At 69.7% G+C, this 15,124-nt stretch carries 15 protein-coding genes; 5 read left to right on the top strand and 10 right to left on the bottom strand.

Features of this window, described 5'->3' with window-relative positions; genetic code table 11:
* Positions 1-54: 54 nt before the first annotated feature.
* Genes AC1DYK_RS05050 through AC1DYK_RS05040 form a run of 3 tightly spaced genes read right to left on the bottom strand, consistent with a single transcriptional unit; the run spans position 55 to position 2,670 of the window.
* Entirely contained in the window at positions 55-660 is a 606-nt protein-coding gene (locus AC1DYK_RS05050; RefSeq protein WP_478165261.1) for a peroxidase-related enzyme, read from the bottom strand.
* Positions 657-1,172, bottom strand: coding sequence for a CMD domain-containing protein (locus AC1DYK_RS05045; protein ID WP_478165260.1), 516 nt, complete (start codon positions 1,170-1,172; stop codon positions 657-659). Before AC1DYK_RS05045 ends, AC1DYK_RS05050 begins: the two co-directional genes overlap by 4 nt.
* A 46-nt stretch (positions 1,173-1,218) precedes the next feature.
* Positions 1,219-2,670, bottom strand: a complete 1,452-nt coding sequence (locus AC1DYK_RS05040) for a SidA/IucD/PvdA family monooxygenase (RefSeq protein WP_478165259.1) — start codon at positions 2,668-2,670, stop codon at positions 1,219-1,221.
* A 325-nt stretch (positions 2,671-2,995) separates the two neighbouring features.
* Between AC1DYK_RS05040 and AC1DYK_RS05035 the strand changes: the two genes are divergently transcribed.
* Complete coding sequence (locus AC1DYK_RS05035) at positions 2,996-3,454, top strand: Lrp/AsnC family transcriptional regulator (RefSeq protein ID WP_478165258.1); 459 nt, start codon at positions 2,996-2,998, stop codon at positions 3,452-3,454.
* Positions 3,455-3,502: 48 nt separating this feature from the next.
* Here AC1DYK_RS05035 and AC1DYK_RS05030 read toward each other — a convergent pair whose 3' ends face one another.
* Complete coding sequence (locus AC1DYK_RS05030; RefSeq protein WP_478165257.1) at positions 3,503-4,396, bottom strand: LysR family transcriptional regulator; 894 nt, start codon at positions 4,394-4,396, stop codon at positions 3,503-3,505.
* Positions 4,397-4,484: 88 nt separating this feature from the next.
* On the opposite strand from AC1DYK_RS05030, the gene AC1DYK_RS05025 reads away from it, so the two are divergent.
* The 4 genes from AC1DYK_RS05025 (at position 4,485) to AC1DYK_RS05010 (ending at position 8,349) form a co-directional block, all read left to right on the top strand.
* A complete protein-coding gene (locus tag AC1DYK_RS05025; RefSeq protein ID WP_478165256.1) occupies positions 4,485-5,711 on the top strand; it encodes a CaiB/BaiF CoA transferase family protein in 1,227 nt (408 codons plus the stop codon).
* On the top strand, positions 5,708-6,193 hold the full coding sequence (locus tag AC1DYK_RS05020) for a MaoC family dehydratase (protein WP_478157646.1): 486 nt from the start codon (positions 5,708-5,710) through the stop codon (positions 6,191-6,193). Before AC1DYK_RS05025 ends, AC1DYK_RS05020 begins: the two co-directional genes overlap by 4 nt.
* A gap of 168 nt (positions 6,194-6,361) precedes the next feature.
* Positions 6,362-7,366, top strand: a complete 1,005-nt coding sequence (locus tag AC1DYK_RS05015; protein WP_478165255.1) for a tripartite tricarboxylate transporter substrate binding protein — start codon at positions 6,362-6,364, stop codon at positions 7,364-7,366.
* An 11-nt stretch (positions 7,367-7,377) separates the two neighbouring features.
* Entirely contained in the window at positions 7,378-8,349 is a 972-nt protein-coding gene (locus AC1DYK_RS05010) for a Bug family tripartite tricarboxylate transporter substrate binding protein (RefSeq protein ID WP_478165254.1), read from the top strand.
* A gap of 41 nt (positions 8,350-8,390) precedes the next feature.
* On the opposite strand, the gene AC1DYK_RS05005 is transcribed toward AC1DYK_RS05010, so the two are convergent.
* The 6 genes from AC1DYK_RS05005 to AC1DYK_RS04980 are packed head-to-tail and all read right to left on the bottom strand — an operon-like array spanning position 8,391 to position 15,116.
* A complete protein-coding gene (locus tag AC1DYK_RS05005) occupies positions 8,391-9,065 on the bottom strand; it encodes a nucleotidyltransferase family protein (protein WP_478165253.1) in 675 nt (224 codons plus the stop codon).
* A 1-nt stretch (position 9,066) separates the two neighbouring features.
* Entirely contained in the window at positions 9,067-9,954 is an 888-nt protein-coding gene (locus tag AC1DYK_RS05000) for an XdhC family protein (protein ID WP_478165252.1), read from the bottom strand.
* Positions 9,955-9,986: 32 nt separating this feature from the next.
* Complete coding sequence (locus AC1DYK_RS04995) at positions 9,987-11,153, bottom strand: vWA domain-containing protein (RefSeq protein ID WP_478165251.1); 1,167 nt, start codon at positions 11,151-11,153, stop codon at positions 9,987-9,989.
* On the bottom strand, positions 11,150-12,067 hold the full coding sequence (locus tag AC1DYK_RS04990) for an AAA family ATPase (protein ID WP_478088052.1): 918 nt from the start codon (positions 12,065-12,067) through the stop codon (positions 11,150-11,152). The genes AC1DYK_RS04995 and AC1DYK_RS04990 overlap by 4 nt, the downstream gene beginning before the upstream one ends.
* A 7-nt stretch (positions 12,068-12,074) precedes the next feature.
* Positions 12,075-12,677 (bottom strand): SRPBCC family protein, encoded by a 603-nt coding sequence (locus tag AC1DYK_RS04985; protein ID WP_478165250.1) that lies wholly within the window; start codon positions 12,675-12,677, stop codon positions 12,075-12,077.
* Positions 12,678-12,701: 24 nt separating this feature from the next.
* Complete coding sequence (locus AC1DYK_RS04980; RefSeq protein WP_478165249.1) at positions 12,702-15,116, bottom strand: aerobic carbon-monoxide dehydrogenase large subunit; 2,415 nt, start codon at positions 15,114-15,116, stop codon at positions 12,702-12,704.
* Between the last annotated feature and the right edge of the window lie 8 nt (positions 15,117-15,124).

The following is a 15,124-nucleotide window of genomic DNA, read 5'->3' as shown; positions in this document are numbered from 1 at the left end:
GAAAGAGGAAGAACGGGAGGCGAGACAGGGGGAAAGCGCCGGGGCTGCGGCGCGTCATGCGGGTGCCGCTTCGGCCGGCGCCGGAAAGATCGGCTCGCCGAGGTTCAGCATCAGGCGGTTGGCCCAGGCGAAGAGCGCCACCGAATGGACGAGGTCGAGCACTTCCAGGTCGCTCAGGCCCACGGCCTTGAGCGCCTGCACATGCTCGGCGGACAGCGCGTCGGGCCGCAGCGTGAGTTCGGCCGAGAACTGGACGATGGCCTTCTCGCGCGCGCTTGTGCCGGCGGTGGCCGGGTCCTCGAAGACCTGCTCGATCACGTCGCTTCGCTTGGCCAGTTGCTCGAAGCGCTGCGCATGGACCGAGGTGCAGTACACGCAGCCGTTGATGCGCGATTCCACCGTGGCGCCGAGCTCTCGTTCTGCGCGCGGCATGCCGCCGGGCGCGAACATGATCGCGTTGAAGGCGATCGAGCGCTGCAGCAGAATTTCCGGCTGGTGCGCCAGCAGCAGGAAGTAGGCCGACTGCTTGGCCGTCGGGCTCATCTCGTCGAGCGCGGCGATCTGCTCGGGCGTGGCGCTTTCGAGCTGCACGGTGTCGAGCCAGGAGGCCCAGTCGAGCACTTCGTTGGTAAAGCCGTTGATCTGGATGACTCCGCTCATTTCGCGCCCTCCGCGGCGGCCATCGCCTGCAGGCCTGCCACGACGCGCACCTGGTAGGAGAGGAAGGCGACGAGCTGCGCCAGCGCGACGATGGCCGGCGTGCTCAGGCCGGCGCGGACCAGCGCCTGCACCGCATCGCGGTCGCCCTCGATCGGGCGCTCGATCAGCTTGGTGGTGAAGCCGAGGATGGTTTCGATGCGCGCGTCGCCGAGCGCGGTGGTGCGGCCGGCACCGACGGCGTCGATCAGCGCGGGGTCTGCCTTCTCGGCGACCAGGCGTTCGCGGTAGTGCGCGCCCAGGCTGGCCGACTTCGACAGGCGGCAGGCGTGAAAGGCGGTCAGCAGGCGCTCGACGACCGAGATGCCTTCGACCTCGGGCGTGAACATGCCTTCGTAGCTCGCCTGCGTGGCGGCCACCACCTTGGTGCGTTGGTGGCGCACGGCGTGCGTCGTCTGCGATGCCGCGAGCGGCACCGCGTGGTCGATCACGTCGACGGGGGAGGAAATTGTCATGTGGGGTCCTGGAGGGTTGAAACGTCGAAAACAGAAAAGCGCGCGCTCAGGCGGCCACCCACTCGTTGCCGAGGAGTTCCGGATCGTCGTAGGCCTCGAGCCGCGCGAAGTGATGCTCGAAGTCCTCACGGTAGAACAGGCTCGCGATGCCGTTCGCCAGCCGTCGTGCGCCGTCGCTGATGGCCGGGATGTCGCCGGAGACGGCGCCGTGCGAGAGTACCGCCGGGTAGCAGAAGCAATGGATGCGGTCCAGGCCGGGGCAGGCGCCCGTGGTCTTCTCCTGCAGTTCGAAGACCGGCCCGAGGTCGGGCGAGTCGGCCAGTTCCGTGTCGTCCTGGCCGGGCGCGTGGGTGAAACGGTCCTTCCAGGCACGCACGTGCGGCGCGATGGCCGCGTACTCGGGGCGCACGCTCCAGTCGATGCGAAAGCCGGTCGACACGATCAGGAAGTCGAAGACAAACTCGCCCCTGGGCGTGCTCGCGCGCAGGGCCTGGCCGTCCGGTTCGACCGACAGGATCGGGCAGCCGAAGTTGAAGCGCGCGTTCGGATGACGCGACACGCGCAGCGTGCTGCCGTGCGGCGGCGGCACGTTCGATACGTTGATGTAGTGGCGCAGGCGCCATTTGAGTTCGTCGGGCAGGTCGAAGTGCCCCTGCGTCAGGCCCGGCACGCCGGCGCCCTTGGACTTGTTGATGCGCGGCAGGTCGTCGCGGCGGATCAGCAGGTCGACACTCTTTGCGCCCGCTTCCAGTGCCGTCGCCGCGCTGTCCATGGCCGAGGAGCCGGCGCCGACCACGCCCACGCGCAGGCCGTCGAGGCGACCGTAGTCCATCACGTCGGAGGAATGTGCCCAGCGCGTGCGGTCGAGCGCCCGCACAAAGGCCGGAATGGCAGGGCCGCCGAGCCCGTCGCGGCCGGTGGCCAGCACCACGCGGCGCGCCAGCGCGCGCGATGCGCCGCCCGGCGTGCGCAGTTCGAGCAGCACCTTGCCGTCGGCACGCGGTGTCATGGCGGTGATGGCGGTGTCGTTGCGCACGTCGACCGACATCACGCGGCGGTACCAGCGCAGGTAGTCCATCCACTGCAGGCGCGGGATCTTGTCGAGCCGGGTCCAGGCGTCGGCACCGAACTGCGCCTCGAACCAGGCACGGAAGGTCAGTGCCGGCAGGCCGAGCGCCGGACCGGTGAGTTCCTTGGGCGAGCGCAGCGTCTCCATGCGCGCGGTACTCGCCCAGGGGCCTTCGAAGTCGCGCGGCGCGCGGTCGAAGACCACCGCGTGGATGCCCTGCTGGGCCAGCGCAGCCGCCGCGGCCAGACCGGCCTGGCCCGCGCCGATGATGGCGACGTCGAGCACGGACAGGCCATCTTCGGCCGCTTGCTGCGGCATCCAGTCGCGTGCCGGCCAGCCCAGGCATTCGAGATCCTGGGCCAGGCGCTGCTCGAGCGCGGCCAGTCCGCCGGGTGCGGCCTGGGAATGGGAGAGAGAAGGGGTGGTCATTGGATAAATATCGTATCCGGGCGTTCAGTCGATGCCGATGTGAGCTGCCTTGGCGAGCTCGGCCCGGTTCGGCGGGAAATCAGTGATCAGTGAGCAGGTCATTCGGTTCTCGGCAGGAAAGAAAAGCGGACACCTTGCAAAGGCAATGTCTATGCCAAGTAGTAAGTTATGAGCGGATGATGGGCGATTCGCAAATATAACTTTGCGCTATATTCATATAGCCTGGAAAATTATTCCAACCAAGACCCGAGTGCCCATTGTGCGCGATCCGGACGCGAGCAAAATATTACTCACCCACCGCAGAAAATTGGATTGGAATACTTCGATGGACAAGATCGACAAGGCCATCCTGGAAGTGCTGCAAGACGACGCGAGCGCCTCGCTGCAGAGCATCAGCGAACAGGTGGGCCTGTCGGCGACGCCCTGCTGGCGGCGCATCCAGCGGCTCGAGCGCGAGGGCTATATCCGTCAGCGCGTGGCGCTGCTCGATCCCGGCAAGCTCAACGTGGGCGTGACGGTGTTCGTCGCCATTCGCACGAGCCAGCACAACGACAAGTGGTTCAAGCGCTTCAGCAGCGTGGTGGCGGCCATTCCGCAGATCGTCGAGTTCTACCGAATGAGCGGCGACACCGACTACCTGCTGCGGGTGGTGGTGCCGGACATCGCGGCCTACGACGCGGTCTACAAGCGGTTGATCCGCGAGATCGAGTTGTCCGACGTGAGTTCGAGCTTTGCCATGGAGCAGATCAAGTACACGACGGCCTTGCCGCTCGACTACGCCTGAGCTCGCCGCAGTCGCCGTGGCGCGCCGCATGCGCCATGGAGGCAGCCGCTACTCGCCCGGCAACTCCAGCACGCTCTCCAGGAAGCGCTGCGCCGCGGAGGTCTGGCCGCCCGGCGGCAGCGCCAGGGCGATCCCGATCGCCGTCTGCGCGCCCGGCCCCGTGAGCGGCTTGAAGACGATCCTGCGCGTCGCGTGCCGCGCTGCGACCGAGGGCACCAGCGCCACGCCCAGGCCACTTTCCACCAGGCTGATCAGCGTCTGCACCTGCACCGCCTCCTGCTGCACGTTCGGCATGAAGCCGGCCTGCTGGCAGGCCAGCAGCGCCGCGGCATGCAGGCCGGGCACTTCCATCGCGCCGTACATCACGAAGGTTTCCGGCGCGAGGTCCGCCAGCGTGAGCCGACGCCGCCGCGCCAGCGGATGATCGACCGACAGCGCCGCCATGAACACATCGCGCTCGGCCGGAAAGATGCGCGCCTTGCAGGCGCGGCCGATGGGGAAGCGCACCAGCCCCACGTCGACGTCGCCGCTCTCCACCATCCCGACGATGCGCGCCGTGGTCGACTCGGCCAGCTGCAGCTGCACGCCCGGATAGCGTTGCCTGAAGCGCGGCAGCAGGCGCGGCATCAGTGCATAAGTGGCCGAGCCCACGAAGCCCACGCGCAGGATGCCCGCCTCGCCGCGTGAGGCGGCCTGCGCCGCGAGCGCGAACTGCTCGGTGTGGAACACCGCGCGGCGCGCATTCTCCAGCGCGGCCGCGCCGGCCGCCGTCAGTTCGCTGCCGCGCCGGTTGCGAATGAAAAGCTGCACGCCCACCTGTTCCTCCAGCCGCCGTATCGACGCCGACAGCGGCGGCTGCGCCATGTGCAGCCGCTCGGCCGCGCGATGGAAGTTGAGCGTCTCGGCCAGGGCAATGAAGTGACGAAGCTGGCGTGCATCCATGATCTCTGAAAGGTATCACAGAGCAGCAATTTGATATTGGACGGCAACGAATCCGCTTCGCAGAATGCGCCCAGGAGACAAACAGACGATGCTGCCCCTGCAAGGCGTGAAGGTGCTCGACCTCTCGAGCGTGGTGTTCGGTCCGCTGGCGAGCCAGGCGTTGGCCGACTACGGTGCCGAGGTGATCAAGATCGAGCCGCCCGAGGGCGATTCGACCCGCCACACCGGTCCGGCCTCCGAGGCCGGCATGTCGGCGATGTTCCTCGGCAGCAACCGCAGCAAGAAGAGCGTGGTGCTCGACCTCAAGCGCCCGGCGGCCCGCGAGGCGCTGATGGCGCTGCTCGCCGACGCCGACGTGTTCATGCACAGCATGCGGCCGCAGAAGCTGGCTCCGCTGGGCATCGATCCCGAGACGCTCATGGCCCGCTTTCCGCGCCTGGTCTATGCCGGCCTGCACGGCTTCGCGCAGGGCGGCCCTTATGCGGGGCGGCCGGCCTACGACGACGTGATCCAGGGCATGTCGGGCCTGGCGGCCTTGATGGCGCAGCAGGGCGGCGAGGCGCGCTACCTGCCCACCATCGCCGCCGACAAGACCTGCGCGCTGGTCGGCGCGCAGGCCATCCTGGCGGCGCTGTTCCGGCGCGAGCGCACGGGGCACGGCGCGTTCGTGGAGATTCCGATGTTCGAGACCATGGTGGCCTTCAACCTCGTCGAGCACATGTATGGCCGGCACTTCGAGCCGCCGCTCGGCCCCGCCGGCTATCCGCGCGTGCTCACGCCGTGGCGGCGCCCCTGGCGCACGGCCGACGGGCACATCTGCATGATGCCGTACACCAGCCAGCACTGGCAGCGCTTCTTCGCCGAAGTCGGCGAGCCCGGCCTGGCTGCGGACCCGCGCTTCGCCGACATGGCGGCGCGCACGCGCCACATCGGCGAACTGCTGGCTCTGGCGGGTGGATTCGTCGCCCGCGGCACCACCGCGCACTGGCTCGCCACCTGCGAGCGGCTGGAGATCCCGGCCGCACCCGTCCGCCATCTCGACGAGTTGCCCGACGATCCGCATCTGGCCGCGACCGGCTTCTTCACCGAACTGGAAGACACGCACATGGGAACGGTGCGCTTCCCCGGCGTGCCCGTGAAGTTCGACGGCCAGCGCCCCGCGGTCGGCATGCCGCCGCGACTTGGCGAGCACACGCGCCAGAGCCTCGCAGCGGCGGGCCTGACGGCTTCCCGGATCGACGCGTTGATGGCCGACGGCGCGGCGGGCGCCGCGGCCCCCGTACCCACCACCATGCCCACGGAGAACCAGAGATGAACGCCCCACCCGACCGCTCGCCCGAGCACGCCGCCCTGCCCCGCCTGGGCCAGGGCTTCGTCTGGCAGGACCTCGCGGTCGGCCAGCGCCTGCGGACCTTCCGCCGCACCGTCACCGAGACCGACCTGGTCAACTTCATCGGCGTGACCGGCATGCTCGAGGCGATCTTCATCGATGCCGACTACGAAGGCAGCGCCATCGCGGGCCGGCCGGTGCCGGCCGCCCTGACCTACACGCTGATCGAAGGCTTCATCCTGCAGACCATGATCCAGGGCACCGGGCTCGCGATGCTCGAACTGGTGCAGAAGATCCATGCGCCGGTGCTCGTCGGCGACAGCATCGAGGCGGCGATCGAAGTCACCGGCATCCGGCCGACGTCGAAGGGCGGCCGCGCCATCGTCGATTCGCGCATCGAGGTCTTCAACCAGCATGGCCGGTGCGTCATGCACTACGACGCGCGCCGCCTTCTCGCGGGCCGCTGAGATGGAAATCCCCCCGATGCGCCTGGCGGCGCCTCCCCCCAGGGGGCGATACCAGCGGCCTGGCAAAGCCAGATCCGCGGTATCCCTGGGCTGGGCTGCGCCGGTTTCATACGACGCGCAGCGTGGCGGACCCGTGAACTTCAAGAACATCATCGGAGACCCAAAGACATGTCAATCCTCTTTCATCGCCTAGCGACGCGGCGCGCAGCCACCCTGGCCGCGAGCGCCGCGCTGCTCGCCCTCGCGGGCTCGGGCGCCTTCGCGCAAGCCCCGGCGGCCTTCCCGACCAAGCCGATCACGATGGTCGTGCCCTTCCCGCCCGGCGGGCCCACCGACCTGGTCGCGCGGGTGCTCGCGCAGAAGCTCGGCGAGCAGCTGGGCCAGAACATCCTGGTCGACAACCGCGGCGGCGCCAACGGCAACATCGGCGCGCAGATGGTCGCCAAGGCGCCGGCCGACGGCTACACCCTCCTCTACAACACCTCGTCGATCACGCTGAGCCCCGCGCTCTACAAGAGCGTGTCGTACGACGTGCAGAAGGACTTCGCACCGGTCGCGCTGGTGGCCGTGGTGCCGCTCGCGCTCGTCGCGCACCCGTCGGTCCCGGCCAACAACGTCAAGGAGTTCGTGGCCTACGCCAAGGCGCATCCGGGCAAGCTCTCGTACGGCTCCGCCGGCAACGGCAACGTCACGCACCTGGGCGCGTTCCAGTTCGTGCAGGCCAACGGCATCGACGCCACGCACGTGCCGTACAAGGGCAGCGCGCCGGCCGACGTCGACCTGGTCGGCAACCAGATCCAGTTCATGACCGACACCGTCAATTCGGTGATGGGCTTCGTGCGCGACAAGCGGCTGAAGATGCTGGCGGTGACGACGGCCAAGCGCATGTCGCTGTTTCCCGATGTGCCCACGCTCGCGGAGTCCGGCATGCCGGGCTTCGAAGTGGGCGCCTGGCAGGGCGTGATGGTGCCCTCCGGCACGCCGCCGGCCGTGGTGGAGCGGCTGAACGCAGAGATCGTCAAGGCGCTCAAGTCGCCCGACGTGCGCGAGCGGCTGGCGCTGCAGGGCGCCGAGCCGCTGGGCTCCACGCCCCAGGAATACGGCGCCTACGTGAAGAAGGAACTGGCCCGCTGGGCCGGTGTCGTCAAGGCCACGGGCGTGACGCTCGACTGAAGGTGAAGCTCATGACCGCCCGTCCTCTCTTCATGGCGCCGCTGCTGGCGTTGGGCCTGGTGCTCGGCGCGGGCCCTGCGGCCGCCCAGGACTTCCCGTCGAAGCCCATCAAGTTCGTCGTGCCATTCCCGCCGGGCAGCGGCACCGACACCTCGGCGCGCTACTTCGGCCGCAAGCTCGGCGAACTCACCGGCCAGCCGGTGGTGGTCGAGAACAAGCCCGGCGCCAATGGCTTCATCGCGGTGAAGGCCGTGCTCGGTGCACCGGCCGACGGCTACACCGTCTTCGTCGGCAGCAACTCGACGCTGGCGGTCAACGCGGCGCTGTTCAAGTCGCTGCCTTACGACCCCGTCGCCGACCTCGCGCCGCTCACGATGATGATGCGAGCGCCGGCGCTGATCGTGGTGCCCGGCAACTCGGCGTACAAGACGCTGCCCGAACTGATCGCCGGCGCGAAGGCCAAGCCGGGCGCGCTCAACTACGGCGCGGGTTCGGCGGGCTACCAACTGATGTCCGAGCTCTTCAACGACGCCGCCAGGGTGCAGACCAGCCACGTGCCGTTCAAGGGTGCGGGCGAGGCGGTGATCGCGGTCGTGGCGGGCACGGTCGACATGGCCTTCGCCGAGATCACCAGCGTGCAGGAGCTCACCAAGTCGGGCAAGCTGCATGCGCTCGCCGTGGCCGCCGACAAGCGCATACCCGCGCTGCCCTCGGTGCCCACGGCCGGCGAGGCAGGCCTGCCGGGCTTCGCGGCCTACACCTGGGTCGGCGCGATGGTCTCGGCCAGGACGCCGAAGGCCGAAACGGACAGGCTGGCGGCGCTGCTCACGAAGATCGAGACGATGCCCGAGACGCGCGAGTTCTACGAGCGCATCGGCGCCGAGGTCATGCAGGGCGGTCCGGACGAGATGCGCGCCTTCCAGGCGAGCGAGATCCAGTTGTGGAAGCGCATCGCGGTCAAGGCGAACGTCGAACAGCAATAGCGGCCCATCGAAGCCTTCGGCCAGGGGCCGCCTCGCGGGATTCAGGCGGCCGCCAGCGCGGCGGGCCAGCGCAGCATGTGGCCGGTGCGCTTCGCGAAGCGCTCGAGGTCTTCCGGCGTGTCGATGTCGACACGGTAGCGCTGGTTGTCGGTGTCGAGCCAGTGCACCCGCTCGGGATGGGTCTCGCGCCAGCGGCGGCAGGCGCCGTTGACATCCCCGGCCAGCCACTGGTCGCGCAACTCGGCCTCGAAGATGACCGGGTTGCCGGGCTCGCCGGCCACGCGCGGCACCACCATCGACGCCTCACCGCGCTTCTTGAAAGCACCGATCAGCGCCGTGATGTCCTGCGCATTGATCATCGGCTGGTCGGCCAGCGCGACGACCACCGCGTCGAGCTTTCCCGTGAGGGCCTGCAGGCCGATGCGCACCGACGAGGCCTGGCCGTCGTCGGGCGCCGGGTTGCGCGCCAGCGTCACCGGAAATTCGCGCACCGCCGCCTCGATCGCTTCCGCATGGTGGCCCAGCACCACGACCACCTCGTCGACGCCCGCGCCCGACAGCGCGATCAGCTGGCGCCGGATCAGCGGCACGCCGCCGAGTTCGAGCAGCGACTTGGGCCGTCCGCCGAGCCGGGTGCCGGCGCCCGCCGCCAGCAGCACCGCACCCACGACGAGGCGCGCATAGAGCCCGCCGCCGCCCTTGAGGATGCAGCCCATGTCAGCCTCCGCAGCACGGCGAGCGGGCCGGCAGCGCGGCGACCGGCCTGTCGTCGGTCGAAGCCTCTTGCGTGGCGCAGAGCACTGGGGCCGCGGCGGACCGGCGCCGATTCGCCACCACCGCCGCCAGCACCGACAGCGCGATCTCCTCCGGCGTCGATGCCGAAATCGGGTAGCCCGCCGGTGCCACGATCGCGGCCACGGCGGCCGCATCGGCGCCCGCGGTGATCAACGAATCCTTCAGCACCCGGGCCTTGCGCGCGCTGGCGACGAAGGACACCTGTCGCGCGTTCAGCGACAGCGCCAGCCCGAGCGCCTGCAGATCGCGGCGCCCCTGCGTCGCGATGACGATCCAGGCGCCGGCGCCGATCTGCGGGCCCACGGTGGCGACATCGTCGCGGTCGATGACCCGGCAGGCATCGGGGTGGTCCGCCGCCTTCGCGCCCTGCGCCACCAGCGTCACCGCGAAGCCGACGCGCGGCCCGAGCTGCACCAGGCTGGCCGCCACCGGCGAATTGCCGATCACCACCAGTTCAGCGCGCGGCAGCAAGGGGTCGACGAACAGCTCCAGCGTGCCGCCGGAATGGCAGGCCATGCCGAACTCGAGCACGTCGCCCAGGTCGCGTTCGTGGCCCTCCTCGGCCGGCGCGATGCGGATCATCCGGGCCCGCCCGTCGGCCAGCGCCTGGCGCACGGTGCGGATCACCGCCGGCTGCGCGCAACCGCCGCCGACCCAGCCCCGCATCTCGCCGTCGGCGGTGACGACCGCCTTGTCGCCCGGATGCGCGGACGCGGGCGGCAGCGCCTTCACGACGCTGACCAGCGCACAGGGCGTGCCGGCCTGCTGCAGCCGGCGCGCGGCCTCGAGGACGGTGTCTGCGTGGCTCATGTCATCTTCTCCTTCAGGGGGATGCGGGCGATTCAGCGCAGGTGCTTCGCGAGATCGGCAAGATCGCTCAGACTGTTGAGACGCGAGAAACCGTCCACAAGTTCGCGTTGCGCCATCACCGCCTGCATCGCCTGCGATGCCGGCGGCGCCTCGGACGGATGGAACCAGTGCACCCGTGCGCCGCGCGCGCGCACGCGCGCCAGTTCCTGCGCCAGCCGTTCCGGTGGATCGGCATCGAAGCCATCGGACAGCACCCAGACGCGCGCGTTGCGCTGCAGCTGTGCGCGCGCATGCACGGCGTGGAAGTCGGCCACGCTGGTGGCGATGCGGGTGCCGCCGCCGAAGCCGGCCGTGACGGCGTTGATCTTCTCCTGCACCGCGGCCGAGTCGCTGCGCAGCAGCGGCGTGACCTCGGCCAGCCGCGTGTGGAACACGAACACCCGCGCGTTCATGGCAGCGACGAAGGCGCGCGCGATGCGCAGGAACAGCTGGGCATGGGTCTCCATCGACCGGCTGACATCCACCAGGATGAAGAGCCGAGGCCATTCCCGCCGCGCGGCGCGCCATGCCGGATGGATCGGCAGTCCGCCCGTTCGAAGGCTGGCGCGCAGCGTGCGCCGAACGTCGAGGCGGCGCCCCCGCGCCTCGTCCTGCCAGCGCCGCGTCAAGCGCTTGCGCAGCCGCCGCGCGATCCGCTCGGCCAGGCTCTGCAGCAGCGCGAGGTCCTGTGGCAGCCATTGCGACAGCGAGCGGTCGTGCAATGCGTCGGTGCGGCTGGCGCCGCCCCTTGCGCGTGGCAGCGCCGGCTCGTTCTCGGTCACGGCCGGCCCGTCGAGCGCGGTGTCGGCCTGGCCAGGCCGTGCCGAAGGCATGCCGCCCGCCATGCGCTCGTGCAGGCTCTGCACCACCTGCTGCAGGCTGCGGCTCGGCCGCGTCTGGCCGCCGACCCGGGTGCGGCCCCTGGCGCGCTCGGGATGCCAGTAGCCGTCGAACAGCTCGGGCCAGCGCCGCCAGTCGTTCGCGTCGTGGCAGGCGATCGCGCGCCAGGCGGGGTCGAGGCGCGCCGCCCGCGCGAGCGGCAGGCGCAGCGCCGCCTCGACGAAGGCCTGCTGCTCGGCGATGCCGACCTTCATGCCATGGTCGCGCAGCAGCGCGGCGAACCCGGCGATGCTCTCCAGCGGACTGGCCACGGTGTTCATGTCGGCGCCACCGTCGATGGCGGTGCCTTCTCGGCGACGCCGACCGCGCGCCGCCCTTCGATCAGCTGCCGCACGCGATCCTCGCCGAACTGGAAGCGGTCCTCGCGCGTCTTGAGCAGGCAGGCCAACGTGGCGCCGAGCGCATGCGGATCCTCGGGCAGCGCCTTGAAGCTCAGGCGATGCAGGGCGCGCACCCAGTCCAGCGTCTCGGCCACGCCCGGCTTCTTGGCCAGGTCTTCGCGCCGCAGCCGCTGCACAAAGACCACCGCCTGCTCGATCAGCGCGCTCTCGGCATCCGGCAGGGTGGCGCGCACGATCGCGATCTCGCGCGCCAGGCTCGGATAGTCGAGGTAGTGGTAAAGGCAACGCCGGCGCAGCGCATCCGACAGCTCGCGCGTGCCGTTGCTGGTCAGGACCACCTGCGGGATGTGCCTCGCATGCACGGTGCCGAGCTCGGGCACGGTGATCTGGTAGTCGGCCAGCACCTCGAGCAGGAAGGCCTCGAAGGCCTCGTCGGCGCGATCGATCTCGTCGATCAGCAGCACGCAGGGCTGCTCGCTCGAGATGGCCTGCAGCAGCGGCCGCTCCAGCAGGTAGTCGCGCGCGAACAGGTCGGACTCCTTGAGCCCCTCGGCCCGGGTCTCGCCGAGGCGGATCGCCAGCAGCTGGCGGCCATAGTTCCACTCGTAGGCGGCCTGCGACAGGTCCAGTCCCTCGTGGCATTGGAGCCGCACTAGCGCCTGTCCGCGCGCCCGCGCCAGCGCGCCGGCCAGCGCGGTCTTGCCGACGCCGGCGTCGCCCTCGATCAGCAGCGGACGCTCCAGTTCGCCGGCCAGCCACAGCGTGGTGGCCAGGCTCTCGTCGGCGATGTAGCCGGCGCGGTGGAGCGACTCTCGCAGCTCGGCGTCGGTCATGGCGGGCTCAGGCGCGCCTGCCGAACAGGCCGGCCACCCAGCCCTTGACCAGCTGCCACAGGATCGCGAGCGCGTTGATCTCCCTGGCCTCGGCCGGCGCGGAGACGGCGGGCTCGACCGCGGTCGCCCCAGTGGGCGCCGCCTGCGGCTGCGGCAAGGCCGCCGCCGCCAGACGGAAGTTGTCGACGAACTGCCCGAGCAGCATCTCCGACACCTGCACCATCAGCCGCCCGCCGAACTGCGCGAACTTGCCGTTGACGATGACCTCGGCATGGCCCGCCAGCACCGACGTACCGGGGGCCTCGCCGGCCTCGATCGTCGCCGTGAGATTCATCGATGCCGACGATCCGCCGCGGTCCGAACCCTTGCCCAGCAATTGCAGGGTCCGGCTCGCCGCGTCGAGCGCGAGCACTTCGATGTCGCCGGCGAAGGCCGCGTTGGCCGGCCCGACCTTGACCTTGACGCTGCCCTTGTAGTGGGTGTCGTCTGTCTTCTCGGTGATGGCCGCGCCGGGCATGCAGCCGGCCGTGGCCGGCACATCGGCGAGCAGCGTCCAGGCGCGCCGGGGGTCGACGTCGAGCGGATAGCGTTTGTCGAGTTTGACTTCCATGTGTAGACGGTCCGGTGCAGCGCCTCAGAGCGCGACGCCGCTTTCCTTGAGCTGCTGCCAGACGCGGTACGCGCTGTGCGGCATGACCATGTGCCTGACGCCGAGGTGCGCAAAGGCATCGACCACCGCCGAAGTGAAGGTCGGGATCGACCCGACGTGCGGCGATTCGGCCACGCCCTTGGCGCCCAGCGGGTGGTGCGGCGACGGCGTCACGGTGTGGTCGGTCTCCCACTTCGGCGTCTCGACCGCGGTCGGCAGGAAGTAGTCCATCAGCGTGTTGCCCAGCAGGTTGCCCTGGGCATCGAAAGGCATCTGCTGGCCCATCGCGACCGCGTAGCCTTCGGTCAGCCCGCCGTGGATCTGGCCCTCGATGATCATCGGGTTGATGCGCGTGCCGCAGTCGTCCAGCGCATAGAAGCGCCGCACCTTGGTCTCGCCGGTGCCGCGGTCGATGTCGACCACGCACAGGTAGACGCCGAACGGGAAGGTGAAGTTCGGCGGGTCGTAGTAGTGCACCGCCTCGAGGCCGGGCTCCAGCCCAGGCGGGGCCTGGTGGTAGGCCGCCCAGGCGATGTCCTTCATCGACTTGAAGCGCGCATCGTCGCCCTTGACCTTGAAGCGGTCGATCTCCCAGTCGAGGTCGTTCTCGCCGACCTCGAGCAGGTGGGCGGCGATCTTGCGCGCCTTGGCATGGATCTTCCGCGCGGCCATCGCGATCGCCGCGCCGGCCACCGGCGTCGAGCGCGAGCCGTAGGTGCCCAGGCCGTAGGGCGCGGTGCTGGTGTCGCCCTCCTCGACCTGGATCACTTCCGACGGAATGCCGAGCTCGGTCGCGATGATCTGCGCATAGGTGGTCTGGTGGCCCTGGCCCTGCGTGATCGTGCCCATGCGGGCGATCGCGCTGCCGGTTGGGTGGATGCGGATCTCGCAGCTGTCGAACATGCCGACGCCGAGGATGTCGCACATCTTGCTGGGCCCGGCGCCGACCACTTCGGTGAAGGCGACCAGGCCGATGCCCATCAAGGTCGGGCAGGCCGGATCGGCCCGCTTGGCCGCCTGTTCGGCCCGCAGCCCCTTGTAGTCGCAGGCCGCCAGCACCTTGTCGAGCGCGCCCTGGTAGTCGCCCGAGTCGTACTCGAAGCCGAAGGCCGAGGTGTAGGGGAACTGCTCCTTGCGGATGAAGTTCCTGGCCCGGATCTCGGCCTTGTCGATGCCCAGCTGCTGCGCCAGGATGTCGACCAGGCGCTCGATGACATAGACCGCCTCGGTCACGCGGAACGAGCAGCGGTAGGCCACGCCGCCGGGTGCCTTGTTGGTGTACACGCCTTTCACGCTGCACCAGGCGGCTGGGATGTCGTAGGAGCCCGAGCAGATGTGGAACATGCCCGCCGGGTACTTGGTCGGATCGGCGCAGGCGTCGAAGGCGCCGTGGTCGGCGACCACGTTGACGCGCAGGCCGAGGATCTTGCCGTCGGCCGTGGCGGCGAGCTCGCCGTCCATGTGGTAGTCGCGGGCGAAGGCGGTGCTCGAGATGTTCTCGATCCGGTCCTCGATCCACTTCACCGGCTTGCCGAGCACGATGCTGGCGACGATCGCGCAGACATAGCCCGGATACACGCCGACCTTGTTGCCGAAGCCGCCGCCGATGTCGGGCGAGACGATGCGCACCTTCGACTCCGGGATGCCCGACAGCAGCGACACCACGGTGCGCACCACGTGCGGCGCCTGCGAGGTCATGTACGTCGTGAGCTCGCCGCGAACCGGATCGAACGAGGCCACGCAGCCGCAGGTCTCGAGCGGGCACGGATGCACGCGCGGATAGAAGATGCGCTCGGCCACCGTGACCGGCGCCGTGTCGAAGGCGGCGTCGGCCGCGGCCTTGTCGCCCGCCTCCCAGGTGAAGATGTGGTTCGGATGGTCGCGCTTGCCGTGCGCGCCCTCGGTCTTGCCGGCCAGGTCTTCGCGCAGCACCGGCGCGTCAGGCGCCAGCGCGGCGTAGGGGTCGAGCACCACCGGCAGTTCGTCGTACTCGACGATCACCGCCTCGACGCCGTCGGCGGCCGCGTAGCGGTCCTCGGCGATCACGACCGCGACTTCCTGCATCTGGAAGTGCACCTTCTCGTCGGCCAGCACCGCCTGCACATCGCCGGCCAGGGTCGGCATCCAGTGCAGCTTGAGCGGCTTCAGGTCTTCGGCCGTGAGCACCGCGATCACGCCGGGCACCTTCAGCGCTTCGCTCTTGTCGATCCTGCGAATGCGTGCATGCGCGACCGGCGACCGCACGATGTCCATGTGCAGCATGCCGGGCATCTTGATGTCGTCGACATAGTTGCCCTTGCCCTGGATGAAGCGCGCATCCTCCTTGCGCAGGCGGCTGTCGCCCATGCCCTGCAGCGCAGCGGCGCGCTCCAGCAGCGCCGGATCCATCGGGGCGTTCATTGGACCCC

The sequence above is a fragment of the Variovorax sp. P2_H12 genome (assembly GCF_056403395.1).
Note: the sequence above shows the minus strand (reverse complement) of the source record. Positions and strands in the feature narration are given on the sequence as shown.

Excerpts from the sequence above, each read along its gene's own strand:
- AC1DYK_RS05030 (WP_478165257.1), bottom strand. The coding sequence starts at position 4,396 with ATGGATGCACGCCAGCTTCGTCACTTCATTGCCCTGGCCGAGACGCTC.
- AC1DYK_RS05005 (WP_478165253.1), bottom strand. The coding sequence starts at position 9,065 with ATGGGCTGCATCCTCAAGGGCGGCGGCGGGCTCTATGCGCGCCTCGTC.
- AC1DYK_RS05010 (WP_478165254.1), top strand. The coding sequence starts at position 7,378 with ATGACCGCCCGTCCTCTCTTCATGGCGCCGCTGCTGGCGTTGGGCCTG.
- AC1DYK_RS04980 (WP_478165249.1), bottom strand. The coding sequence starts at position 15,116 with ATGAACGCCCCGATGGATCCGGCGCTGCTGGAGCGCGCCGCTGCGCTG.
- AC1DYK_RS05025 (WP_478165256.1), top strand. The coding sequence starts at position 4,485 with ATGCTGCCCCTGCAAGGCGTGAAGGTGCTCGACCTCTCGAGCGTGGTG.
- AC1DYK_RS04985 (WP_478165250.1), bottom strand. The coding sequence starts at position 12,677 with ATGGAAGTCAAACTCGACAAACGCTATCCGCTCGACGTCGACCCCCGG.
- AC1DYK_RS05035 (WP_478165258.1), top strand. The coding sequence starts at position 2,996 with ATGGACAAGATCGACAAGGCCATCCTGGAAGTGCTGCAAGACGACGCG.
- AC1DYK_RS05020 (WP_478157646.1), top strand. The coding sequence starts at position 5,708 with ATGAACGCCCCACCCGACCGCTCGCCCGAGCACGCCGCCCTGCCCCGC.
- AC1DYK_RS04995 (WP_478165251.1), bottom strand. The coding sequence starts at position 11,153 with ATGAACACCGTGGCCAGTCCGCTGGAGAGCATCGCCGGGTTCGCCGCG.
- AC1DYK_RS05045 (WP_478165260.1), bottom strand. The coding sequence starts at position 1,172 with ATGACAATTTCCTCCCCCGTCGACGTGATCGACCACGCGGTGCCGCTC.
- AC1DYK_RS05000 (WP_478165252.1), bottom strand. The coding sequence starts at position 9,954 with ATGAGCCACGCAGACACCGTCCTCGAGGCCGCGCGCCGGCTGCAGCAG.
- AC1DYK_RS04990 (WP_478088052.1), bottom strand. The coding sequence starts at position 12,067 with ATGACCGACGCCGAGCTGCGAGAGTCGCTCCACCGCGCCGGCTACATC.
- AC1DYK_RS05040 (WP_478165259.1), bottom strand. The coding sequence starts at position 2,670 with ATGACCACCCCTTCTCTCTCCCATTCCCAGGCCGCACCCGGCGGACTG.
- AC1DYK_RS05015 (WP_478165255.1), top strand. The coding sequence starts at position 6,362 with ATGTCAATCCTCTTTCATCGCCTAGCGACGCGGCGCGCAGCCACCCTG.
- AC1DYK_RS05050 (WP_478165261.1), bottom strand. The coding sequence starts at position 660 with ATGAGCGGAGTCATCCAGATCAACGGCTTTACCAACGAAGTGCTCGAC.